This is a genomic window from Cellulomonas sp. EB106-03-03-XG116 (genome assembly GCF_058792015.1).
In genome coordinates this window covers 102,801-123,718 of record NZ_JBYTEP010000004.1, presented here as the reverse complement: position 1 = coordinate 123,718, position 20,918 = coordinate 102,801, and the positions used below count along the sequence as shown (strand labels likewise).

Below are 20,918 nucleotides of genomic sequence, written 5' to 3'. Positions count from 1 at the left end.
GCGCGCGGCGGACGCGCAGAACCGGACGATCTACGCGTTCCGGGCGGCGCGGCCGTTCTCACAGGGAACGACCGGCGTGTCACGGACGGGTCACGACGGGCCGCTGCCTACGCTCGACGCGGCCAGGTCCCGCAGCACCCTCCGCACGCCCCCAGTCCCCGACCGGCTGGCCGCAGAACCCCGTGATCAGATTCGAGAACGTCACCAAGGTCTACGCGCGCGGCGCGCGACCCGCGCTGGACCACATCAGCCTCGAGGTCGAGCGCGGCGAGTTCGTGTTCCTCGTCGGCGCGTCCGGCTCCGGGAAGTCGACCTTCCTGCGGCTCGCGCTGCGCGAGGAGCGGCCCTCGGCGGGCAAGGTCTTCGTCGCCGGCAAGGACCTCACCACCCTGTCGTCGTGGAAGGTCCCGCACCTGCGCCGCCAGATCGGCGCGGTGTTCCAGGACTTCCGGCTGCTGCACAACAAGACCGTGTTCGAGAACGTGGCGTTCGCGCTGCAGGTCATCGGCAAGCCGCGGCACCACATCCTCACCACCGTGCCGGACGTGCTCGAGATGGTCGGCCTGGCCGGCAAGGAGAAGCGCCGCCCGCACGAGCTGTCCGGCGGCGAGCAGCAGCGCGTGGCCATCGCGCGCGCGTTCGTGAACCGGCCGGCGATCCTGCTGGCCGACGAGCCCACCGGCAACCTCGACCCGACGACCTCCCTGGGGATCATGCGCCTGCTCGACCGGATCAACCGCACGGGCACCACGGTCGTGATGGCGACGCACGACGACGAGATCGTCGACCAGATGCGCAAGCGCGTCGTCGAGCTGTCCGGCGGCGAGATGGTGCGCGACCAGTCGCGCGGCGTCTACGGCTCGGACCGCTGAGGGGGGATCGACGTGCGACTGCAGTTCATCCTCTCGGAGATCGGCATCGGCCTGCGCCGGAACCTCTCCATGACCATCTCGGTCGTCCTGGTCACCTTCGTGTCGCTGACCTTCGTCGGCGCCGCCGCGCTGCTGCAGATGCAGATCGGCAAGATGCAGGACGACTTCTACGGCAAGGTCGAGGTCGCGGTGTACCTCTGCCCGGCCGGGACCTCGTCGGAGCCCACGTGCGCCGGCGGCGAGGTCACCGACGACCAGAAGCAGGCGATCCTCGACGCGCTCGACGCGCCGGACGTGGCCCCGTACATCGAGAGCGTCACCGCGGAGTCCAAGGAGCAGGCGTTCGAGACGTTCCAGCGCCAGTTCGAGGGCCAGTACTGGGCCCAGGTCATGACCGTCGACGACATGAACGAGTCGCTGCGGATCAAGCTCACCGACCCGGAGAAGTTCGAGGTCGTCGCCGACGTGCTGCAGGGGCGGCAGGGCGTCGAGACCGTCCAGGACCAGCGCGAGCTCTACAACACGCTGTTCCGGGTGCTGAACTCCGCGACCCTGCTGTCGCTCGGGCTCGCGGGGGTGATGCTGCTCGCGGCCGTCCTGCTGATCACGACGACGATCCGGCTGTCCGCCCTCAGCCGGCGGCGCGAGACCGGGATCATGCGCATGGTCGGCGCGTCGAACCTGTTCATCCAGCTGCCGTTCATGCTCGAGGGCGCGATCGCCGCCACGATCGGCGCGGCGCTGTCCGTCGCCGGGCTGTGGGCCGGCGTGCGGTACCTGGTGACGGACTGGCTGGGCGGCCAGGTCGCCTGGATCCCGTACGTCACCACCAACGAGGTGTGGCAGGTGGCGCCGTTCCTGGTGGCCGCCGCGATCCTGCTCGCCGCGATCTCGTCCCTGGTCACCCTGAGCCGCTACACGAAGGTCTGAGATGGCGAGCACGAGCACCCGCACCCCCCGCCGCGCCCGCGGAACCCGCGCCGTCGCCGCGTCGCTCGCCGGCGCGCTCACGGTGCTGCTCGGGCTGACCGCGGCCGGGTCCGCCGTCGGCGACGACCTCGACGACCGGCAGGCCGCGCTCCAGCGCCAGCAGCAGCAGAACGAGCAGCAGCGGGCCGACGCCGAGGCGGCGCTGGAGGGGCTCAGCGCGCAGTACCAGCAGACCGCGCAGGACCTGCTCGCGGTCCAGCAGCAGCTCGCCCCGGCGCAGGCGGCGCTCACCGCCGCGCAGGAGGCGCTGGCCGGCTACGAGCGCGAGGCGGAGCTCATCGCCGCGCGGCTGCAGGACGCCGAGGACCAGGAGACGTCGATCAGCTCGACGATCGCCACGGACACCCAGCGCTCCGACGAGATCCGCAGCCAGATGCGCCAGATGGCCCGCCAGGCGTACCAGGGTGGCCCCAGCCTGTCCGGCCTGAGCATCATGGTCGGCGCGCAGACGGTCGAGGAGTTCACCGAGCAGTACGGCCTGGCGGCCGCCGCGCAGCGCACCCAGAACCAGGTGCTCGACGAGCTCGCCGACATCGAGGCCGCCAACAAGAACAGCCAGGCGCGGCTCACCGCCGTGCGCGAGCGGATCACCGAGCTGAAGGCCGAGGCGGACGCCAAGGTCGCCGAGGCCGAGCAGGCGCGCCAGGAGGCGGCCGCCCGCAAGGCCGAGGTCGAGGACCTCATCGCCCAGCAGACCGCCAAGCAGGCCCAGCTCGCCTCGCAGAAGGCGGCCGCGGAGGCCGAGGTGGCGTCCATCGACGCCGAGAAGAAGTCGATCGAGTCCGAGCTGACGAAGGTCGCGAACGAGCAGCGCGCCCGCGCGGCGGCGGCCGCCGCGGCCGCGGGGCAGCCCGCGCCCCCGGCCGGCCCGGTCTCCGGGTCCCTGTTCGGGAACCCGACGTCGATCAACCCGATCCACGTCACCAGCGAGTACGGCATGCGGCTGCACCCGATCCTCGGGTACTACCGGCTGCACGCCGGCATCGACCTGCGCACCTACTGCGGCACCCCGATCTACGCGGCCCGCGAGGGGACCGTGCAGTGGGCACGCTGGCGCAACGGGTTCGGCAACCAGGTGATGGTCGACCACGGCCTGTACAACGGCAGCTCGCTGATGACGTCGTACAACCACATGACGAGCTTCGTGGTCGGCGGCGGCCAGCACGTGTCCCAGGGCCAGCTGCTCGGCTACTCGGGCAACACCGGGACGTCGGCCGCCTGCCACCTGCACTTCGAGGTGTACGTCAACGGCGCCACGGTGAACCCGCGGCCGCTGCTCGGCCTGTAGCGGAATCCGGGCGACGCGCGGGGCGGGGCCGGTTAGGCTGCTGCGTCGCCCCCCCGGTCCCGTCGGGGCACCCGCACGACCCCCGTGCACGACCGCAGGAGGAGAGTCATGGCCAAGCAGAGCGGTCGGTCGCTCGTCGCGTCCAACCGCAAGGCGCGCCACGACTACCTCATCGAGGACGTGTTCGAGGCCGGCGTCGTGCTGAGCGGCACCGAGGTCAAGGCGCTGCGCGCCGGCCGCGCGTCGCTGGTCGACGGCTGGTGCTCGGTCGACGGCGGCGAGGCCTGGCTCGAGGGCGTGCACATCCCCGAGTACTCGCAGGGGACCTGGACCAACCACGCGCCGCGGCGCAAGCGCAAGCTGCTGCTGCACCGCGAGGAGATCGACCGGCTCGAGGCGAAGACCCGCGAGAAGGGCCAGACGATCATCCCGCTGTCCCTGTACTTCCTGGACGGCCGCGCGAAGGTCGAGATCGCCCTGGCGCGAGGCAAGCGCGAGTACGACAAGCGCCAGGCCCTGCGCGAGCGGCAGGACAACCTCGAGGCGGTCCGCGCCATGCGGGAGAAGCGCGACCGCTGACCCGCGGCGCCACACCTCTCTCGTCCTCGCGCACCCCCGCGCGTCCGCACCCCCTCCGCCCCGCCCCCCGCGCGTCCGTCGAGACGGCAACTCTCGGCTGTGCGCAGGGCATGCCCCACAGCCGAGAGTTGCCGTCTCGGCGAGCAGGCCCCTACGCGAGCGACGCGCGCAGGGCGCCCGGGTCGGTCGTCGGGCGGTCGCAGACGAAGCCGCGGCACACGTACGCCGCCGCGCGACCGCCCACCAGCGGGCGGTCGCGGAGCAGGCCCACCGCCGCCGGGTCGTCGGCCACCTCGTCGGGGTCGCCCTGCGCCAGCACCAGGCCCGGCGCGGGGGAGCGCACCGCCGCCCGGACCAGCGCCACCCGGCCGGGGTCGTCCGCGCGGCCGAGCACGGCCACCTCGCGCGGCCCGTCGAGCACGGCCTCCGCGGTCGCCAGCGCCCAGGCCACCGCGCGGGGGTGCTGGTGCGCGATCGACAGCGGCCCGGCGAGGGCCAGCTCGGCCGCCCGCCGGTCCGTCGCCGAGCCGGTGAGCGCCGCGCGGGCGAGCAGGGCGCCGGCCGCGGCGGACTGCCCCGCGGCGGACGGCCCGTCCGCGACGTCCGGACGGGTGGCGAGCCGGGCCACCACCGGGTCGGTCTGGTCGTCGGCGGTGTCGCGGAACCCGTGCCCCGGCGCCCGGAACCGCGCGAGCACCGTGTCCAGCAGGGCCGAGGCCCGGGCGGCCCAGTGCGGGTCCCCGGTCACGCCGCCGAGCACACCGAACCCCTCGGCCACCGCGGCGTAGTCGGCCAGCACCCCGGGCGCCGTCCCCACCGCGCCGTCCCGGGACGTGCGGGCGAGCCGCAGCAGCCCGTCGCCGCCGTCCAGCGTGTGCACGGTGTCGAGCAGCCGCGCCGCATCCTGCGCCGCCGCGACCCACTCGCGGCGCTCCAGGGCGGCGCCCGCCTCGGCGAGCGCCGCGACCGCGAGCCCGTTCCACGCCGCGACCACCTTGTCGTCCCGCGCCGGCTGCGGCCGGGCGGACCGCGCCCGCAGCAGCGCCCGCCGCACGCGCGCGAACCGCACCTCGTCCTCGGGCGCCGGGTCGGCACGCAGCTGCAGCACGGAGGTCCCCGCCTCGAACGTGCCGGCCTCCGTGACGCCGAACAGCTCCGCCGCCCACGCCCCGTCCGCCGTGCCGAGCGCCTCGTCCAGCGTGGCCCGGGTCCAGACGTAGGTCGCGCCCTCGACGCCGTCGGTGTCCGCGTCCAGCGACGAGGCGAACGCGCCCTCCGGCGTCCGCAGGTCCCGCAGCAGCCAGTCCGCGGTGCCCTCGACCACGTGCCGCGGGAGGTCCGACCCGGTGCTGCGCCACCAGTGCACGCCGATCCGCAGCAGCATGGCGTTGTCCTCGAGCATCTTCTCGAAGTGCGGCACCGTCCAGGTCGCGTCCACCGCGTACCGGGCGAACCCGCCGCCGACCTGGTCCGCCATCCCGCCGCGCGCCATCGCCTCCAGGGTGCCGGTCGCCATCGCCAGGGCGCGCTCGTCGCCGGTGCGCGCGTGCCGCCGGAGCAGCCACTCGAGCGCGGTCGACGGCGGGAACTTCGGGGCGCCGCCGAACCCGCCGTGCTCGGCGTCGTACGACGCGGCGAGCGCCGCCACCGCGAGGTCGGAGACCCGGGCGACGGCGTCGAGGTCGAGCGCGGCGCCGTCGTCGGCCTCGTCGCCGGCCTCGCCCTCCGCCGGGGCCGCCCCGTCCGCCGTGCTCTCGCCCGCGGCCGCCCCGCCCCCCGCGGCCCGGCCGCCCAGGTGCGCGAGCAGCTCCGCCGCCCCGCCCCGGACCTCGTCCCGTCGCTCCCGCCACGCGCGGGACAGCGCCTCCAGCACCTGCCCGAACGCCGGCCGGCCGGCCACGGGGACCGGCGGGAAGTACGTGCCGCAGAAGAACGGGTCGCCCTCCGGCGTCGCGAACACCGTCATCGGCCACCCGCCCTGACCGGTCATCGCCTGGGTCGCCGCCATGTACGCCGCGTCGAGGTCGGGGCGCTCCTCGCGGTCGACCTTCACGTTGACGAACCGGCTGTTCATCACCGCGGCGACCCCCTCGTCCTCGAAGGACTCGTGGGCCATCACGTGGCACCAGTGGCACGCGGCGTAGCCGATCGACACGAGCAGCGGGACGTCCCGGCGGCGGGCCTCGGCGAACGCCTCCTCACCCCACTCGTACCAGTCGACCGGGTTGCCGGCGTGCTGCCGCAGGTACGGGCTGGTGCTGCGGGCGAGGCGGTTGGGCATGCCTCCCACTCTCGCCCGGAGCCGCGGGCCCCGCGACCCCGGGCGGGTGCCCCGGTGGCCCCGGGCCGCGGAGTCCGTCAGAGTACGGATCCCGCCCGCCCGACCCGAGGAGCCCCGTCCGTGCTGCCCACGCCCCCTGCCACCCCGACGGACGGCCCCGCGGAGGGCCTCGACGACGGCGGCCGCCACCCGGGCCGGCTCCTCGCCCGGACGGTCGGCGGGGCGCGTCCCCGGGGGCTCGACCCCGCGGCGGGGGTCGTCGTCACCGACGTGGGCCGCCCGGACGACCCGGCGGTGGTGCTGGTGCACGGCATCGGGGTCTCCGAGCGGTACTACCGCGGGCTGACCCGCGAGCTCGCCACCGACCGGCGGGTGCTGGTCCCGGACCTGCCGGGCTTCGGTCGCAGCCCGCGCCCGGCGCGCGTCCCGGCGGTCGGCGACCTCGCGGACGTGGTGCTCGCGGTGCTCCGGCACCGGGGGATCGGGCGGGCGACGCTCGTCGGCCACTCGATGGGCGCCCAGGTGGTCGCGGAGGCGATGCTGCGGGCGCCCGACGTGGTGGAGCGGGTGGTGCTGATCGGGGCCGTCGTGGACCCGGCGGCCCCGTCGGTGCTGCGCCAGGCCGCCCGGCTGGCGCAGGACGGGCTGCACGAGCCGCTCCGGGTCAACGCCGTGGTCGCCAGCGACTACCTGCGCACCGGGCCGTCCTGGTACTCCGCCGTCCTGCCGCACATGTTCGCCTACGACACCGCCGACGCCGTCTCCCGGCTGCCGGGGCCCGCGCTGGTGGTGCGCGGCGAGCGCGACCCCGTGTCGTCGCGCGCGTGGGCGCGCCGCCTGGGCTCGCTCGCGCCCCGGGCGGAGGTCCGGGAGGTGCCCCGCGCCGGCCACGTCGCAATGGCGAGCCACGCGCCGCTGCTCGCCCGCTGGGTGCGGGAGGACCCGTGCTGACCGCGGGCGAGGCCGCCCGGCGCGCCGTCTGGTGGGGGCAGGACTACGCCTACGCCGGCTGGCGGCAGGCGCGCGGGCTGCTGTCCCGGACGTCGCCGGAGTCGTACACCCGCCCCGGGACCGCCCGCCGCCCGCCGGTGCTGCTGCTGCCCGGCGTGTGGGAGACCTGGCGGTTCCTGGAGCCGCTGGCGCGCGGGCTGTTCGCGCGGGGCCACCCGGTGCACGTGGTCGCGCCGTTCGGGCTGAACCGGGGGAGCGTCCCGGACATGGCCGACCTGGCCGCGGCCCAGCTGCTCGACGCCGACCTGCGCGGCGTGGTGGTCGTCGCGCACTCCAAGGGCGGGCTGATCGGCAAGAGCGTGATGGGCCGCACCGACGTCGGCGACCGCGTGCTCGGCATGGTGGCGATCAACACGCCGTTCTCCGGGTCGCCGTACGCCCGGCTGCTGCCCCTGCGGTCGATCCGGACCTTCCTGCCCGACGACGAGGTGCTCACGGCGCTCGCGGCGCAGCGGGCCGACCACGGGCGCATCGTGTCCGTGGCGACCTGCTTCGACCCGCACATCCCGACGGGGAGCGAGCTGCCCGGGGCCCGGAACGTGCGCCTGGCGACGCCCGGGCACTTCCGCTCGCTCACCGACCCGCGGCTGCTCCCGCTGCTGGAGGAGGAGCTGGCGCGGCTCGCCGCCGCCGGCCCCGCCTGACCCGCAGGTCAGTCGTCCAGCACCCGGCTGGTCGGCACCGTCGGCTTGTCCACGCCCCGGGTGCGCAGCGCGCCCCGGCCGACCACCTGCTGCCAGGTCGCCGTCCGCTCGGACCGCCCGCGGCCGATGAAGCTCACCGCCCAGTGCAGCAGCGTCGTGATCCGGTTCTTGAAGCCCACCAGGTAGAACAGGTGGACGCCGAGCCAGAGCAGCCACGCGCCGAACCCGGCGGTCTTGAGCGGCCCGATCTTGGCGACGGCCTGGAACCGGGACACCGTCGCGAGCGACCCCTTGTCCTTGTACTGGAAGGGCCCCGCGCTGGGCTCGCCCCGGACCTGCCGGGCGATCTCCTGCGCGGCGTACCGGCCGGTCTGCATGGCAGCGGGCGCGACGCCGGGGACGCCCGGGCGCAGCGCCATGTCGCCGACGACGAACACCTCGGGGTGCCCGGGCAGCGAGCCGTTCGGCTCCACCCGGACGCGCCCCGCGCGGTCGACCTCGGCGCCCGTCTTCTCGCCGAGCTGCTTCCCGAGCGGCGACGCCTGCACGCCCGCGGCCCAGACCTTGGTCTGCGACTCGATGGTCGTGCGGTTCCCGTCGCCGTCCTCGACGGTGACCGAGTCCGCGTCGACGTCGACCACCTTGTGCCCCATCAGCAGCTCGACGCCCAGGCCCTCGAGCACCCGGGCGGCGGCGTCCTGCAGGTCCTCCGGGTTGCCGGGCAGCACCTTCGGCACCGGGTCGACGAGCAGGATGCGCGCCTGGGTCGGGTCGAGGCTGCGGAACGACCCGCGCAGCGACCGGTGCGCCAGCTCGGCCAGCTGCCCGGCCATCTCGACGCCGGTCGGGCCGGCGCCCACGACGACGAACGTCGTCAGCCGCGCGCGCTCGGCGGGGTCGGTGGCGAGCTCCGCCAGCTCGAACGCCCCGAACACGCGGCCGCGGATCTCCAGCGCGTCGTCGATGCTCTTCAGCCCCGGGGCGAAGTCGGCGAACTGGTCGTTGCCGAAGTACGACTGGCCCGACCCGGCCGCGACCACGAGGCTGTCGTACCGCGTGCGGGTCTCGCCGAGCGGCGACGCCGAGACGACCTCGCGCTTCTCCAGGTCGATGTCCGTGACCACGCCCAGCAGCGCGCGGGCGTTCCGCTGGTGCCGGAGCACGTCGCGGGTGGCGGGGGAGATCTCGCCGACCGACAGCACGCCGGTCGCGACCTGGTAGAGCAGCGGCTGGAACAGGTGCGTCCCGGTGCCGTCGATCACCGTGACCCGCACCGGCGCGTCGGCGAGCGCCTTCGTGGCGAACAGGCCGCCGAAGCCCGACCCGATCACGACGACGTCGTGCGGCTTGCCGGGCGTGCGCGAGGGGACGGAGGCGCTCATCGGGGGTCCTTCCGCGGTCGGTGTCCAGGACCCGTCCGACCCTACGAGCGCGCCGCGCGGTGCGCGCGCCGAGGGCCCGGGCCCCGGGCGGCGGGTCAGGCCGGGGGCGCCAGGATCTCCGACAGCCGGAAGCCCACCGGCTCCTCGAGCTGGGCGTAGGTGCAGGTCGCGGGGTCGCGGTCCGGGCGCCACCGCTTGAACTGCGCGGTGTGCCGGAAGCGGTCGCCCTCCATGTGGTCGTAGCCGACCTCGACCACCAGCTCCGGGCGCAGCGGGACGAACGACAGGTCCTTGCTCGCGTTCCACCGGCTGACCGCGCCCGGCATCCGCTTCCCCTCGTGCGCCGACTGGTCGGCCCAGTCGCCCCACGGGTGCTGCGACAGGTCGTCGGCGCGCAGCGGTGCCAGCTCCTCGACCAGCGACCTGCGCCGGGCCATCGGGAACGACGCCGCGACGCCGACGTGCTGCAGCCGGCCGTCGTCGGTCCACAGCCCCAGCAGCAGCGAGCCGAGCACGTCGCCGGACTTGTGCCAGCGGAACCCGGCGACCACGCAGTCCGCGGTGCGGGCGTGCTTGACCTTGGACATCGTGCGCTTGTCGGGCTGGTAGGTGCCGTCGAGCGGCTTCGCGACGACGCCGTCCAGGCCCGCGCCCTCGAACTGCGTGAACCACTGCTGCGCCACGGCGAGGTCGCCGGTCGCCGGGGTGACGTGCACGCGGGGCTCGTCGCCGGTGATCGAGGCCCCGAGGGCGTCGACGAGCCGGGCGCGCCGGTCGCCGAACGGCGTGCTCATCAGGTCGTCGTCGCCGAGCGCCAGCACGTCGAACGCGACGAACGACGCGGGCGTCTGGCCGGCGAGCAGCCGGACCCGGCTCTCCGCGGGGTGGATCCGCTGCTGGAGGGCGTCGAAGTCGAGCCGGTCGCCGGAGACGATCACGATCTCGCCGTCGAGCACGCACCGCTCCGGGGTGGACGCCCTGATCGACTCGACCAGCTCCGGGAAGTACCGGGTCATCGGCTTCTCGTTCCGGCTGCCGAGCACCACCTCGTCCCCGTCCCGGAACACGATCGTGCGGAACCCGTCCCACTTGGGCTCGGTGTGGCCGAGGTCGGGGATCTCCGGCACGGCCTTGGCCAGCATCGGGGACACGGGCGGCATCACGGGCAGGTCCATGGCGCCCATCCTGCTCGGCGCGCGCGGGCGCGGCCAGGGGTGGGGCGGCGACGGGGCGGCGGGACCGTGGTGGTCAGGCGCCGTCCGGGCGCTCCGGGGAGCGCACCGGCTGCTCGGTGCCGGGCACCGGCAGCCCCGGCGCGCCCTGCGCGGCCGGGTCGAACCCGAACGTCCGCACCTCCCGCCCGCCGTCCGGACCGATCCGGACCGTCGACACGCTCGCGTTGGCGAGCGGGTCCATCGGCACCGTCCCGGCCATGGCGAGGTAGGCCAGCAGGGTCACGCCGTGGCTGACCACCAGCACGTCGCCGCCGCCGGCGTGCGCGCGCTCGATCCGCCCGAACGCGTCCGCGACGCGCTCCAGGTAGGCGGTCGTGCGCTCCGCGCCGGGGAAGCCGGGGTAGGTGCCGGTGAGGATGCCGCCGAACAGCTCGGCCGGGTCGCCGAGCGCCAGCAGCTCCGCCTCGGGCCGGGCCTCCAGGTCGCCGAAGTGCATCTCCCGCAGGCCGGGGTCGGTGGCGAGCGCGACCCCGGGGTGCGGGGCGAGCAGCTCGCGCGCCGTCGCGACGGTGCGGCCGGCGGGGCTGGCGTACGCGGCGGCGAACGTGCGGTCCGCCAGCACCCGCGCGGTGGCGCGCACCCCGGCCAGGCCGGCCTCCGTCAGCGGCGAGTCGCACCAGCCCTGCAGCAGCCGGGCGGTGTTGAACTCCGTGCGGCCGTGCCGCACCAGGTAGAGCGTGGTGGTGCCGTCAGGGGCGGGCCCGTCGTCGAGGACGCTCGTCGGGCCGTGCTCCGCGTCGGCGGAGGTCGCGAGGAAGGGCATGCCCGCGATCCTAGGCACGGCCCCGGCGCCCGTCGTCGGGTCGCGCCGGGGCCGTGCGGGCGGCTACGCCCGACGGCGCAGCGCCCAGGTCGCGCCCGCCACCGACGCCGCGCACCAGGCCAGCAGCACGACGAGCGAGCGGGCTGGCATCGAGAACGCGTCGCTCGCCAGCCCGGACCGGACCAGCTGGGCCATCGGCTCGAACGGGAACCACTCGTGCGCCGTCTGGAGCCACGCGGGCATCCGGTCGGCCGGGTAGCTCACCGGCGTGAAGAGCAGGACCACGAACACCAGCACCTGGGTCATCAGCATCGCCAGGGTGGGCTTGAGCAGCGACGCCATCCCGTAGCCCACCGCCGCCGCCGTGAGCGACACCAGCAGCGTCGCGGGGACCAGCCACGGCGCCGGCGACAGGTCGACGTCGAACCGCAGCACCCCGGTGACGATGCCGAGCACCATGCCGGGCAGCGCGATCAGCGTCCAGACGAGCAGGTCGCTGACCAGGAACGAGCCGCGGGGCACCGGCAGCGTGCGCATCCAGTCGAGGCTGCCCTCCGTCCGGGACTGGGACAGCATCTGCGGCGTCATCACCAGGCCGACCATGACCAGCGTGATCGTGGGGGCGCCGGTCGCCAGGTAGAGCGCCTGGTCCGGCGGCGGGTCGCCGATGACGAGCCCGAAGCCCAGGATCGTCGCGATCGCCAGGAACACCTGGACCAGGACGAGGAGCGGCAGCATCGTCGCCTGCCGGCGGAACTGCCACTGGGTGAGCAGGAGCGTCTGCTGGACGGTGGTCACGCCGCCACCTCCGCACCCGCGGCCCGGCCCGCGTGCTGCTCGTGGCCGACGAGGTCCACGTACACGTCCTCGAGCGACGCCGGCGTCAGCGCGTACCGCTCCAGCCGGTGCGCCGCGACCTCGTCCTGCGCCCAGCGCACGACCTCCGCGGCGTCGGCGGCGCGGACGGTGCCGACCTCCCGGCCGCGCGCGCTCGCCACCTCCCGCACCGCGGGGTGCCAGCGCCAGCCGGCGTCGACGGCGCCCGGGGAGAGGTCCGCCTCGACGGTCAGCGTGCCCTGCAGGTGCGCCGTGAGGCCCGCGGGGGTGTCGTCCGCCAGCACCCGGCCGCGGTCCAGCACGACGAGCCGGTCCACGACCCGCTCGGCCTCCCGGACGTTGTGCGTCACCAGCAGCACCGCGCGGCCCTCGTCGGCGAGCGCGCGGATCCGGCCCCAGAGCAGCCGGCGGCGGACGGGGTCGACGTCGTTGGTCGGCTCGTCCAGGACGACGAGCCGGCCCGGGGTGACGACCGTCATCGCGAAGGCGGTGAGCCGCGCGATGCCGCCCGACACCTTCTCCGCGGGGGTGTCGGCCCACGGGCGCAGGTCGAGGGCGTCGAGCAGCTCGTCGGTCCGCGCCCGCACCGCCGCGCGGTCGGCGCCGCGGATGCGCCCCACCAGCTCGATCGCCCGGCGCGGCGTGAGGCCCGTGATCGGGACGTTCGCCTGCGCCTGGATGCAGGTGCGCCGCCGGGCCTCGGCGGGCTCCGCCACCGCGTCGACGCCGTCCAGGTGGATCGTGCCCTCGTCCGGGCGGACGAGCCCGACGACCTGGTTGACCAGCGTGGTCTTGCCGGCCCCGTTGTGGCCGAGCAGGCCGACGACCTGACCCGCCGCCACGTCCAGGTCGATCCCGTCGTTGGCCTGCACGCCGCTGCGCCCCCGGTACCGCTTCCGCAGCCCGCGGACCGTCAGCACACCTGCTGCGTCCATCTCCGCACTCCCTCGCTCGTCGCTCCGTCGGCTCGCATACCGACCGGTACGTGACGGAACGTAGCAGGATGTGGAGTTGGATACCAGGGGGTATCCGTGGAGCGTTGGTTGCGTCGCCGCAGGTAGATGCGGTGCGTTGTTCGTGCGACAGCTTGGGATACCGGTCGGTACGCGGGGCGGTCTAGGATGGCGGCATGGCACGCAGGCAGGACGACCAGGTCCCCGACGGGAACGCAGCGGACGACTCGATCGGGGCTGCGACCCGTGCGCTCGCCGACGCCACCGCCGCGCTGACCCGGCTCATCGGCAGGCAGGTGCAGTCCGTCGTCCCCGAGGTGTCCGACGCCGTCGCCGCGAGCCTGCGCGAGGCGTCCCGCGGGCTGGCCGACGCGTCGGAGAACGTCGGGCGCCGCGGCGGGAGCGGGCGAGCCGAGGAGCGCCGCGCCGAGCGCGCCGGCCGCACGCGCACCGAGCTGCTGGACGCCGCCGCGCGCGCCTTCGCCCGGCAGGGCTACGAGGGGGCGTCCCTCGGGGACATCGCCGCCGACGCCGGGTACACCAAGGGCGCCGTGTACGCGCACTTCGGCTCGAAGCACGAGCTGTTCCTCGAGGTCGCCCGCCGGCAGATCGCCGCCGCCACCGCCCAGCCCGGCCTGCCCCCGCTGGCGGACGAGGGGCTGGAGCCGTGGGTGTCGGCGGCGCTGCACACCATGGTCGACGAGACCGACCTGCTGCTGTCGCTCGAGATCCTGTCCTTCGCCGTCCGGCACCCCGAGGCGCGGGCCGAGCTCGGCGCGTTCTACGAGGAGGGCTTCGCCGAGCTCGCCGGTCAGGTCGGGCGCGAGCGGCACCCCGCGGACCCCGAGCCGGCGGAGGCCGACTGGGACACGGCGCTCGCGGTCGTCAGCGTCTCGAACATCGCGCTGCTCCTCGGCGCCGTGACGGGCTCACCGCACGCCTCGCCGGAGGCGGGCTCGCGGGTGATCGCGCGGCTCCTCCGGGGCTGACCGCGGGCGTCGTCAGGCGGTCTCGCGCCGCGCGCGGTGCGACAGCCGCCACGGCAGCGCGACCCAGACGACCGCGAGGCCGGTCAGCGTCACCGCGCCGGCGACGATCCCGGCCGTCCGCCCGACCACCACGTCGAACAGCAGCAGGGCCGAGCCGCCGAGGACGAGCGCCAGCGCGGCGAGCCCCGTCTGCGCCATCCGGTCCGCCGAGTCGACCAGCTCGCGCTTCAGGTGCCGGCGGAACAGGATCCGGTGCAGCGACACCGGCGCGACGATGAACGCCGTCGCCGTCAGTGCCAGCACGACCAGCACCAGGTAGACGGTCTTCTGGTACTCGTCCAGGTCGAGGAACCGCTGCTGGAACGGGACCGTCAGCAGGAAGCCGGTCAGGATCTGGACCCCGGTCTGGGCGACGCGCAGCTCCTGGAGGAGCTCGTTCCAGTTCCGGTCCATCCGCTCCGTGGCGGTCTCGCTGCGGCCGTCGCGGGGATCGGCGTCGAGGTCCTCGGGGCGGGTGCTCTCGGAGTCGTGCTGCGGCATGGTCGGTCCTTCGCGCGGTGCGCGCCGCCCGGGTCCTCGGCGGCATCTGCGCCGATGGTGCCCCGGTCGATCGCAGGACGCAGGTCGAGCGGGCAGTCCCACGGGAATCACGGTGCGAGCCGCGGCGTTGCACCCGTATGCTGGACCTGCTGCGGCCGGCAGCCGATGGCCCGCGAGGGCGATCGGACGAGGGTCGCGGCGATTGACAACTCCACATGGGGGTGATCGGTTTCGACGGTGATCGTCGAGCCAGGAGAAGCGGGCCGAGGACACACGGTTATCTCGCTAACGATCCGTGTAAACCCATAGGTGCCGATAACAAGCGCACCGACTTCGCCCTCGCCGCCTGAGCGAGCCTCGAAGTCCGTCAGCCTGAGCTAGCTTCCGACTCAGTTCCTGGCGTCATCTAGGGAGCCACTGCTCGTAGCCTTCGTCACGGGGGCTGCGGGGACTTTCACGTGACTGAGCCTGTCCACCACTTGTCTGCGTGATGGTGGGGGCCGAGAAAAGCGCAGCAGACTGCGCCCGGAGAAGTCCTGGTTCCACGTCATCGGACGCGGGTTCGATTCCCGCCACCTCCACTCGAGTGCCGAGAGGCCCGTCCCCGCCCGGGGGCGGGCCTCTCGCGCGTCATCGGTCGCGGTCTGCCCCGGCGGGCGGTCGGCCTGCCGGGGCAACAGGGCTCGCCCGCGGGGCCCACCCGCGGGACCCGCCGCGCGGCTGCGGGGCGCCGAGTCGTCCACAGGTGCCGTCGTCGTGCTCCGTCCCCAGGGCGGGGGTCGATCGCCGGGGTCGTGTGGGTGGCCGTCGGTAGTGTCGTTCCATGGCATCTGACCTGCAGGAACACCCCGACGGCGACCCGGTCGCCGCCGTGGTGCTGCCGGTCTACGCACCCGACGGGACGTGCCTGACGGACTTCGGCCCGGACCCCGTCGTCGCCGCGGGTGGGGCGCCTCGGACCGGTGAGCAGCGACAGATCGAGGCGATCGCGGCGTGCCCGCCCGGACCCGAGCTGGACGCCTGGCTGCGGGGCTTGGACCCGGACGTGCTGCCCTCGGCGGTCCTGGTCGAGGCGATCGCCGCGCAGACCCGGATCGAGTCCTACCAGCACGCCCGCACCCTCGGCCTGATCGCCGAACTCGCCTCCCGGGACGAGATGAGCCCCGAGTGGTCCCCGCTGGCCGGTGCCCCGCCCACGCAGGCCTGCGTGGCAGGCGACGAGCTGGCGATGCGCCTCGGGTGGCCGCGGGTGACCGCGACGAAGACCGTGCACCGGGCGCTGGTGCTCGACGGGATGCTCGGCGCGACCCGCCAGGCCCTGGAGGTCGGTCACCTCGACCCCGCGAAGGCCCAGGTCCTGACGTCGGGGTTGGCGGACCTGTCGTTCCAGGTCGCGCACGCCGTCGAGGACGCGGTGCTGCCTGAGGCCGACCAGTGCTCGATCGCCGAGTTCCGTCAGCGGGTCGAGCGCGAGATCCGGCTCGTCGACCCCGAGGGCGCCGCCGCCCGCCGCGAGCGCGCCCGCTGCACGAGAAGGGTCTCCCACCCGCGCCCGCAGCCGGACGGCATGGCCTCCATGTGGCTGGTCCTGGACGCGGCGGACGCACTCCGGGTCGACGGGGTCCTCACCCACGCCGCCAAGACCGCCAAGGCCCTGGGTGACGACCGGACCCTGGACCAGCTGCGCGCCGACGGGCTGCGGGACCTGGTGGTCGGCGACGTGCCGGAGTCGGACGGTCCGGCGTTCGAGGTCCACCTGGCCCCGGGCCTGCCGGTCCCGCCGGTGCCGCGACGGTCGTGGAACGGCGCGACCTCCGCGGACCGGGACGGCCTGGTGCTCACCCGCCCGGTCGAGCCGATCCCGATCGCCACCCTCACCCCGGTCGGGGACACCGCCACCAACGACGACGCAGCGCCGCGGGTGGGCGACCCTGCGTCGCCGGCCGGAGCGCCGGACGCACCGCCAGGGTCCGCCACCGCCACCGCCACCGCCACCGGCACCGAGGGCGAGGTCGAGCCCGACACCGTCGCGACCGCGCCGAGCGCACGAACGGAACGCGTGGCGTCGGGCGCTCCGACCGCGGCCACCGAGCCCAGCGCGCCGACCGGAACCACGGCAACCGCCCTCGCCCCCAGCACCACACCCACGCCCGCTCGTCGTGGCTGCACCCGCTGCTCGGGTCGTCCGGGCGCCGAGGTCCGGATCACCATCCCCGCCTCCACCCTGCTCGGCCTGGACGACCAGCCCGCCCACCTCGACGGGCACGGCCCCATCGACGCCGTGCAGGCCCGCGCCCTCGCAGCCGGCGGGGTCTGGCAGCGAGTCGTCACCGACCCGCTCACCGACCGGGTCCTGGACGTCGGCCGCGAGCGCTACCGACCACCCGCCGCCCTCGCAGAACTCATCCGCGTCCGGGACAAGACCTGCGCCGCACCCGGCTGCCGGGTCCCGGCATGCGGCTGCGAGCTCGACCACACCCAGGAGTTCCACCCTCTGCCGGGCGGTGACCCCGACGCGCCCGTGGGCGGCACCGACGCCGACAACCTCGGACCGGTCTGCCACCGGCACCACCGCCTCAAGACCGACGGCGGCTTCCGGCTCCGGCAGATCAGCCCCGGGCTCTACGAGTGGCTCACCCCCACCGGCCACCGCTACCTCACCCGACCCGGCACCGGGCAGACCCACGACGCCACCACCGACCCCTACGACGCCCCACCCCCGTTCTGACGAACCGCTTCCGTTCTGAGGCGCGCGTCAGTCGTCGTCGGCGAGCAACGCGTCCCTGCTCGCCACGAGCGCGTCCCGCAGCGCCGCCCGCCCCGCGGCGTCGAGCCCGCCGAGCATCCGCTCCATCACCCCGGCCACCCGCACCTCCGCCTCCGCCAGCGCCGCGGTGCCGGCGCGCGTCGGGGCCACCGCCCGCTCCCGCCGGGGCCCCGGCTCCTCGGCGCGTTCGACGAGACCCAGTCGCTCCATGCCCTGGACGAGCACGTTCATCGACTGCCGGGAGACGAAGGTGCGTCGGGCGAGCTCGGAGCCCGTGATGCCCGGCTCCGCGCGCAGGGTGCTCAGGCAGGCGTACTGGGACACGGTCAGCCCGAGGGGGCGCAGCGCCTCGTCCATGCGGTGGTGCAGCGCGGCCTGCGTGGCCTTCAGCAGGATGCCGAGCTCCTTGGCGAGAGCGGCGTCGGCGGCGTCGTTCATGTCAGCATCTTGACACACACCCCCGTGACAGTGTCAGGATGTTGACATGAACTCCGTCCCCACCGGCACGACCGGCCCCGACTTCGTCTCTTTCCAGGTGCGCGACCTGGCCGCCTCCGCCGACTTCTACGAGCGCCTCGTCGGTCTCACCCGGCTCCCGGCGCCGAACCCCCAGGCCGTGGTCTTCTCCACCGGCGGCGCCGGAGCGACGGCGTTCGCGGTGCGCGTGCCCTTCCCGGGCGTCGACCTCGACGCCGCCCCGCAGCTCGGGGCCGGGGTCGGGGTGTGGTTCCACCACCCGGACGCGGCGAGACTGCACACCCGGCTCGTCGAGGCCGGCGTGCCGATCGTGCAGGAGCCGTTCGAGAGCCCGTTCGGGACGACCTTCTCGCTCCGTGACCCCGACGGCTACGTCGTCACCATCCACTCGAAGGCCTGATCCGGGCGGCGCCGCGGTCCGTGGCCCCGGCCGTCAGCCGAGGGGGATCTGGAAGTGGATCATCCCGGACCGCGTCGCGACCCGGTCGTAGAGGGCCCGGGCCGTGGCGTTCGACTCGGCGGTGAGCCAGTAGACCTTGGCGGACCCGTTCCGCTCGGCCCACGCGCGCACGTGCTCGACGAGCGACCGGCCCGCGCCGGCCCCGCGCCCGTCCGGCGCGACGAACAGGTCCTCGAGGTAGCAGTAGCTCGTCGTGGTCCAGGTCGCGGCGTGGGTCAGCCAGTGCACGAGGCCGACCGCCGCGCCGGAGTCGTCCCGGGCGAGCGCCCCGTGCAGGCCGGAGCCCGGGTCCACGAGACGGGCGAACGTGGCGGCCGTCGTCGCCTCGTCGAGGGTGGTCTCGTAGAACGCGAGGTACCCGTCCCACAGCGCGCGCCACGCGGCGCCGTCGTCCGGGGTGAGCGGGGTGACGGTGGCCATGCGCGCAGCGTAGTCAGCGGTCCGGGGCGTCCGCGGCGACGTCCGTCAGCGACGCGAGCACGCCGTCCAGCGCGCTCGGGTCCTGCACGAGCCGGAGCATCGCCGCGCTCCACGCCGACTGGACCTCGGCCGGCATCGCGTCCCCCGCGCCGAACCGCACGACCTCGGCGCCGGTCAGGTGCTCCGCGACCGACCGGGCCACCGCGTCGGGGTAGGCCGAGGCCGGCACGCCGCGGTTGACGGAGGTGTACCCGCCGAGCTCGGCCCACCGCGCCTGCGCGTCGGCGCCGGTCAGGTAGGTCAGGAACGACCGGGTCGCCGGGGTGTCGCGCAGGGCGACCACGAGGTCCGCCCCGACCGTCACGGAGCCCGCGAGCGCGGGGTCGACGGCGGGGAACGGGAACCAGTCGTATCCGGTACCCGGGGCCAGGTCGGGAAAGGCGTCCGTGATGAACGCCTGCGCGAACGACGCCATCGGGTACGCGTAGGCCGCCGGCGGGTCCGCGAACGCCGGGCGCACGCCCTCGGCGTCGCCGGTGGTGAGGATCGCCCGGGTTCCGCCGACGACCCGGCCGGGCGCCGCCACGAGAGTCAGGAACCGGTCGAACGCTCGCCGGACGCAACCGTCGGTCCACGGGATCTCGCCGGCGACCCACGCGTCGTAGGTGCCGGGGCCGCAGCCGCCCAGCACGAGGGACGCCACCCAGTCCGTCAGCGCCCACCCGCTGCCGGGGCCGCGGGGCGCGACCACGGAGAGCGGCGTGCGGCCCTCCGCGGCCACCTCGTCGGCCCACGCGACGAGCTCGTCCCACGTCACGGGGACCGCGTACCCGGCTGCGTCGAACGCCGCGGGGGAGAACCAGACGGTCGACCGGTCGGTGGCCTTGACCGGGAGCGCGTAGAGCGCCGCGTCGACGGTGCCGAGGTCGGTCCACGCGTCGGGGTAGTCGCGGGTGACGGCCGTCGGGTCGAGCAGGTCGTCCAGAGGGACCAGGACTCCCTCGGCGACCAGGTCGCGCAGGAGCCCCGGGTTCGGCAGGACGGCGACGTCCGGCAGGTCTCCGGCGGCCGCCGCGGCCGCGAGGTCACCCGCCAGGTCCTGGGACCCCGTCCAGTCGACGGTCGCCCCGGTGGCGTCCTCCCAGGCCCCGGTCACGGTGGCGAAGGCGTCGCGCTCGGGACCGCTCCACAGCCCGAGGACGGTCACCGAGGCGCCGTCGAGCGCGGCGGTCGCGGTGCCCCCGGACGGGGTCCCGGTCGGGTCGGGGCTCTCCGGGGCGGTGCACGCCGCGGCGCACAGGGCGAGCGCGGCGACCGCGACGACGGCCGTCCGACGCAGCGCCATCGTCGCCTCCCGCCCCGCCTCGCCCCGCCCCGGGCGCCGGGGCCCGTCCCGCCGAGCCGTCCCGACGTCGCGCACGCTACGCGCCGGGCTCGCGCCGGCCGCGGTCGCCGACCGGGCCGCAGGTCAGCGCAGGTCCTGCGCCGCGTCCTCGTACCAGCGCAGCCACGCCCTCCCGGCCTCCCCGGTCCGCCGTCGCAGGGCCGAGCGCCGCAGCTCCATCGGGCGCAGGTCCACCCACCCGCGCTTCTCCAGCCCGGGCAGCGTCCCGGGCGACCGCGCGTAGCCGCCCCGCCCGTCCTGGTCCTGGGAGGTCAGCCGCACGACGGTGCACCGCCGACCGCGTGACGACAGCACCACGACGGGCCGGTCCTTCGCGCCCGTCCCGTCACGGAACGGCACCATCGCGAACCACACGTCGCCCCGGCGTGCTCGCGGCGCCCCCGCCCGCCCGAGCAGCCGCAGCACGAGCACCACGGCGCCGACGACGAGGACCAGCAGCCAGGGGCGGTCCGCGACGAGGTCGGCGAGGACTCCGGGCACGATCTGGTCGGTCATGCAGGGGAGTGTCGCAGGCCGGCGCCCCCGTGGGCGTGCGGGTGCGACCGCGGCGCGTGCCGGTCCGGGCGGCGCCCGCGTTGACGGCCACCCGTCGCGGTCGCTTCGTTCTCAGGAACCGGTTTCCCGCCGTCTTCGACGCGGTCGCCGCACACCGGGTCCCGGCACGACGACGACGTCGAAGGAGCACGTGTGCGCGCCCGTCCCCGCCCCGCCCCACTCGTCCTCGGAGCCGCGGTGCTCGCGCCCGCGCTCGCCTGCGCGCCGGCCGCCTCCGCGACGCCGGCGCCCGAGACGCCCCCGCTCGCCCCGGCAGCCCCGGATGCGCCCGAGCCCGGGCCCGAGGCGCCCGGGCCGGGTGCGGGCGGTCCCGGCGGCCTCGGCGACGCGGTGGACGCGGTGGACGCGGGAGCCTCGGGCCCGCTCGCGGCGACCGGCGCGCGTGCCGGCGCGACCGTCGTGGTCGCGGCACTGCTGATCGCGCTCGGCGCCGGGCTGGTGGCTCGACGGCGGGCCGCGCCGTGACACGG

Annotated in this window: 21 protein-coding genes and 1 other RNA gene; 11 read left to right on the top strand and 11 right to left on the bottom strand. The window is 75.4% G+C overall.

Features of this window, described 5'->3' with window-relative positions; genetic code table 11:
* The first annotated feature begins 182 nt into the window (after positions 1 to 182).
* The 4 genes from ftsE (at position 183) to smpB (ending at position 3,729) form a co-directional block, all read left to right on the top strand.
* Positions 183 to 872 carry a cell division ATP-binding protein FtsE gene (ftsE, locus tag AC3WUG_RS03320; protein WP_492326347.1) on the top strand — a complete coding sequence of 230 codons (690 nt, stop codon included), beginning with the start codon at positions 183 to 185 and terminating at the stop codon, positions 870 to 872.
* A gap of 12 nt (positions 873 to 884) precedes the next feature.
* The gene (gene ftsX / locus AC3WUG_RS03315) at positions 885 to 1,802 is read left to right on the top strand and encodes a permease-like cell division protein FtsX (RefSeq protein ID WP_492326346.1); all 918 of its coding nucleotides are present in this window, start codon (positions 885 to 887) and stop codon (positions 1,800 to 1,802) included.
* Position 1,803: 1 nt separating this feature from the next.
* Positions 1,804 to 3,150: a M23 family metallopeptidase gene (locus AC3WUG_RS03310; RefSeq protein WP_492326345.1), complete on the top strand. Its 1,347-nt coding sequence runs from the start codon at positions 1,804 to 1,806 to the stop codon at positions 3,148 to 3,150.
* 108 nt (positions 3,151 to 3,258) lie between these two features.
* Positions 3,259 to 3,729 carry an SsrA-binding protein SmpB gene (smpB, locus tag AC3WUG_RS03305; RefSeq protein WP_147794009.1) on the top strand — a complete coding sequence of 157 codons (471 nt, stop codon included), beginning with the start codon at positions 3,259 to 3,261 and terminating at the stop codon, positions 3,727 to 3,729.
* Positions 3,730 to 3,880: 151 nt separating this feature from the next.
* On the opposite strand, the gene AC3WUG_RS03300 is transcribed toward smpB, so the two are convergent.
* The gene (locus tag AC3WUG_RS03300; RefSeq protein WP_492326344.1) at positions 3,881 to 6,010 is read right to left on the bottom strand and encodes a thioredoxin domain-containing protein; all 2,130 of its coding nucleotides are present in this window, start codon (positions 6,008 to 6,010) and stop codon (positions 3,881 to 3,883) included.
* Between the two features lie 120 nt (positions 6,011 to 6,130).
* Here AC3WUG_RS03300 and AC3WUG_RS03295 point away from each other — a divergent pair, with 120 nt between their 5' ends.
* Both AC3WUG_RS03295 and AC3WUG_RS03290 read left to right on the top strand, forming a co-directional pair.
* A complete protein-coding gene (locus AC3WUG_RS03295) occupies positions 6,131 to 6,961 on the top strand; it encodes an alpha/beta fold hydrolase (RefSeq protein WP_492326343.1) in 831 nt (276 codons plus the stop codon).
* Positions 6,955 to 7,665 carry an esterase/lipase family protein gene (locus AC3WUG_RS03290; protein ID WP_492326342.1) on the top strand — a complete coding sequence of 237 codons (711 nt, stop codon included), beginning with the start codon at positions 6,955 to 6,957 and terminating at the stop codon, positions 7,663 to 7,665. The genes AC3WUG_RS03295 and AC3WUG_RS03290 overlap by 7 nt, the downstream gene beginning before the upstream one ends.
* A gap of 8 nt (positions 7,666 to 7,673) precedes the next feature.
* Here AC3WUG_RS03290 and AC3WUG_RS03285 read toward each other — a convergent pair whose 3' ends face one another.
* From AC3WUG_RS03285 to AC3WUG_RS03265, 5 genes are all read right to left on the bottom strand, one after another.
* Positions 7,674 to 9,047 carry an NAD(P)/FAD-dependent oxidoreductase gene (locus AC3WUG_RS03285; RefSeq protein ID WP_492326341.1) on the bottom strand — a complete coding sequence of 458 codons (1,374 nt, stop codon included), beginning with the start codon at positions 9,045 to 9,047 and terminating at the stop codon, positions 7,674 to 7,676.
* Between the two features lie 95 nt (positions 9,048 to 9,142).
* Positions 9,143 to 10,222, bottom strand: coding sequence for an ATP-dependent DNA ligase (locus AC3WUG_RS03280; RefSeq protein WP_492326340.1), 1,080 nt, complete (start codon positions 10,220 to 10,222; stop codon positions 9,143 to 9,145).
* Between the two features lie 73 nt (positions 10,223 to 10,295).
* Positions 10,296 to 11,045: a histidine phosphatase family protein gene (locus AC3WUG_RS03275; RefSeq protein WP_492326339.1), complete on the bottom strand. Its 750-nt coding sequence runs from the start codon at positions 11,043 to 11,045 to the stop codon at positions 10,296 to 10,298.
* A 63-nt stretch (positions 11,046 to 11,108) separates the two neighbouring features.
* Positions 11,109 to 11,843 carry an ABC transporter permease gene (locus tag AC3WUG_RS03270; protein WP_492326338.1) on the bottom strand — a complete coding sequence of 245 codons (735 nt, stop codon included), beginning with the start codon at positions 11,841 to 11,843 and terminating at the stop codon, positions 11,109 to 11,111.
* Entirely contained in the window at positions 11,840 to 12,817 is a 978-nt protein-coding gene (locus tag AC3WUG_RS03265) for an ABC transporter ATP-binding protein (protein WP_492326337.1), read from the bottom strand. Before AC3WUG_RS03265 ends, AC3WUG_RS03270 begins: the two co-directional genes overlap by 4 nt.
* 194 nt (positions 12,818 to 13,011) lie before the next feature.
* On the opposite strand from AC3WUG_RS03265, the gene AC3WUG_RS03260 reads away from it, so the two are divergent.
* Positions 13,012 to 13,824 (top strand): TetR/AcrR family transcriptional regulator, encoded by an 813-nt coding sequence (locus tag AC3WUG_RS03260; RefSeq protein WP_492326336.1) that lies wholly within the window; start codon positions 13,012 to 13,014, stop codon positions 13,822 to 13,824.
* Between the two features lie 12 nt (positions 13,825 to 13,836).
* Here the strand turns inward: AC3WUG_RS03260 and AC3WUG_RS03255 are convergent, their stop codons facing one another.
* A complete protein-coding gene (locus AC3WUG_RS03255) occupies positions 13,837 to 14,364 on the bottom strand; it encodes a DUF6328 family protein (protein WP_492326335.1) in 528 nt (175 codons plus the stop codon).
* A 217-nt stretch (positions 14,365 to 14,581) separates the two neighbouring features.
* Between AC3WUG_RS03255 and ssrA the strand changes: the two genes are divergently transcribed.
* Positions 14,582 to 14,948: a transfer-messenger RNA gene (gene ssrA, locus AC3WUG_RS03250) on the top strand.
* Positions 14,949 to 15,187: 239 nt separating this feature from the next.
* Positions 15,188 to 17,092 (top strand): DUF222 domain-containing protein, encoded by a 1,905-nt coding sequence (locus tag AC3WUG_RS03245; protein WP_492326334.1) that lies wholly within the window; start codon positions 15,188 to 15,190, stop codon positions 17,090 to 17,092.
* 27 nt (positions 17,093 to 17,119) lie between these two features.
* On the opposite strand, the gene AC3WUG_RS03240 is transcribed toward AC3WUG_RS03245, so the two are convergent.
* A complete protein-coding gene (locus AC3WUG_RS03240) occupies positions 17,120 to 17,569 on the bottom strand; it encodes a MarR family winged helix-turn-helix transcriptional regulator (protein ID WP_492326333.1) in 450 nt (149 codons plus the stop codon).
* Positions 17,570 to 17,615: 46 nt separating this feature from the next.
* Here AC3WUG_RS03240 and AC3WUG_RS03235 point away from each other — a divergent pair, with 46 nt between their 5' ends.
* On the top strand, positions 17,616 to 18,008 hold the full coding sequence (locus AC3WUG_RS03235; RefSeq protein ID WP_492326332.1) for a VOC family protein: 393 nt from the start codon (positions 17,616 to 17,618) through the stop codon (positions 18,006 to 18,008).
* A 33-nt stretch (positions 18,009 to 18,041) separates the two neighbouring features.
* On the opposite strand, the gene AC3WUG_RS03230 is transcribed toward AC3WUG_RS03235, so the two are convergent.
* The 3 genes from AC3WUG_RS03230 to AC3WUG_RS03220 all read right to left on the bottom strand — a co-directional run bounded on the left by AC3WUG_RS03230 (position 18,042) and on the right by AC3WUG_RS03220 (position 20,388).
* Positions 18,042 to 18,488, bottom strand: a complete 447-nt coding sequence (locus AC3WUG_RS03230) for a GNAT family N-acetyltransferase (protein ID WP_492326331.1) — start codon at positions 18,486 to 18,488, stop codon at positions 18,042 to 18,044.
* 13 nt (positions 18,489 to 18,501) lie between these two features.
* Positions 18,502 to 19,833, bottom strand: coding sequence for an ABC transporter substrate-binding protein (locus AC3WUG_RS03225; RefSeq protein WP_492326330.1), 1,332 nt, complete (start codon positions 19,831 to 19,833; stop codon positions 18,502 to 18,504).
* Between the two features lie 123 nt (positions 19,834 to 19,956).
* The gene (locus tag AC3WUG_RS03220) at positions 19,957 to 20,388 is read right to left on the bottom strand and encodes a type II toxin-antitoxin system PemK/MazF family toxin (protein ID WP_492326329.1); all 432 of its coding nucleotides are present in this window, start codon (positions 20,386 to 20,388) and stop codon (positions 19,957 to 19,959) included.
* A 192-nt stretch (positions 20,389 to 20,580) separates the two neighbouring features.
* Between AC3WUG_RS03220 and AC3WUG_RS03215 the strand changes: the two genes are divergently transcribed.
* A complete protein-coding gene (locus AC3WUG_RS03215) occupies positions 20,581 to 20,913 on the top strand; it encodes a hypothetical protein (RefSeq protein WP_492326328.1) in 333 nt (110 codons plus the stop codon).
* Positions 20,914 to 20,918 lie beyond the last annotated feature (5 nt).

Excerpts from the sequence above, each read along its gene's own strand:
- AC3WUG_RS03275 (WP_492326339.1), bottom strand. The coding sequence starts at position 11,045 with ATGCCCTTCCTCGCGACCTCCGCCGACGCGGAGCACGGCCCGACGAGC.
- AC3WUG_RS03220 (WP_492326329.1), bottom strand. The coding sequence starts at position 20,388 with ATGACCGACCAGATCGTGCCCGGAGTCCTCGCCGACCTCGTCGCGGAC.
- AC3WUG_RS03265 (WP_492326337.1), bottom strand. The coding sequence starts at position 12,817 with ATGGACGCAGCAGGTGTGCTGACGGTCCGCGGGCTGCGGAAGCGGTAC.
- smpB (WP_147794009.1), top strand. The coding sequence starts at position 3,259 with ATGGCCAAGCAGAGCGGTCGGTCGCTCGTCGCGTCCAACCGCAAGGCG.
- AC3WUG_RS03310 (WP_492326345.1), top strand. The coding sequence starts at position 1,804 with ATGGCGAGCACGAGCACCCGCACCCCCCGCCGCGCCCGCGGAACCCGC.
- AC3WUG_RS03255 (WP_492326335.1), bottom strand. The coding sequence starts at position 14,364 with ATGCCGCAGCACGACTCCGAGAGCACCCGCCCCGAGGACCTCGACGCC.
- AC3WUG_RS03235 (WP_492326332.1), top strand. The coding sequence starts at position 17,616 with ATGAACTCCGTCCCCACCGGCACGACCGGCCCCGACTTCGTCTCTTTC.
- AC3WUG_RS03280 (WP_492326340.1), bottom strand. The coding sequence starts at position 10,222 with ATGGACCTGCCCGTGATGCCGCCCGTGTCCCCGATGCTGGCCAAGGCC.
- AC3WUG_RS03245 (WP_492326334.1), top strand. The coding sequence starts at position 15,188 with ATGGCATCTGACCTGCAGGAACACCCCGACGGCGACCCGGTCGCCGCC.
- AC3WUG_RS03260 (WP_492326336.1), top strand. The coding sequence starts at position 13,012 with ATGGCACGCAGGCAGGACGACCAGGTCCCCGACGGGAACGCAGCGGAC.
- AC3WUG_RS03240 (WP_492326333.1), bottom strand. The coding sequence starts at position 17,569 with ATGAACGACGCCGCCGACGCCGCTCTCGCCAAGGAGCTCGGCATCCTG.
- AC3WUG_RS03230 (WP_492326331.1), bottom strand. The coding sequence starts at position 18,488 with ATGGCCACCGTCACCCCGCTCACCCCGGACGACGGCGCCGCGTGGCGC.
- AC3WUG_RS03285 (WP_492326341.1), bottom strand. The coding sequence starts at position 9,047 with ATGAGCGCCTCCGTCCCCTCGCGCACGCCCGGCAAGCCGCACGACGTC.
- AC3WUG_RS03300 (WP_492326344.1), bottom strand. The coding sequence starts at position 6,010 with ATGCCCAACCGCCTCGCCCGCAGCACCAGCCCGTACCTGCGGCAGCAC.
- AC3WUG_RS03225 (WP_492326330.1), bottom strand. The coding sequence starts at position 19,833 with ATGGCGCTGCGTCGGACGGCCGTCGTCGCGGTCGCCGCGCTCGCCCTG.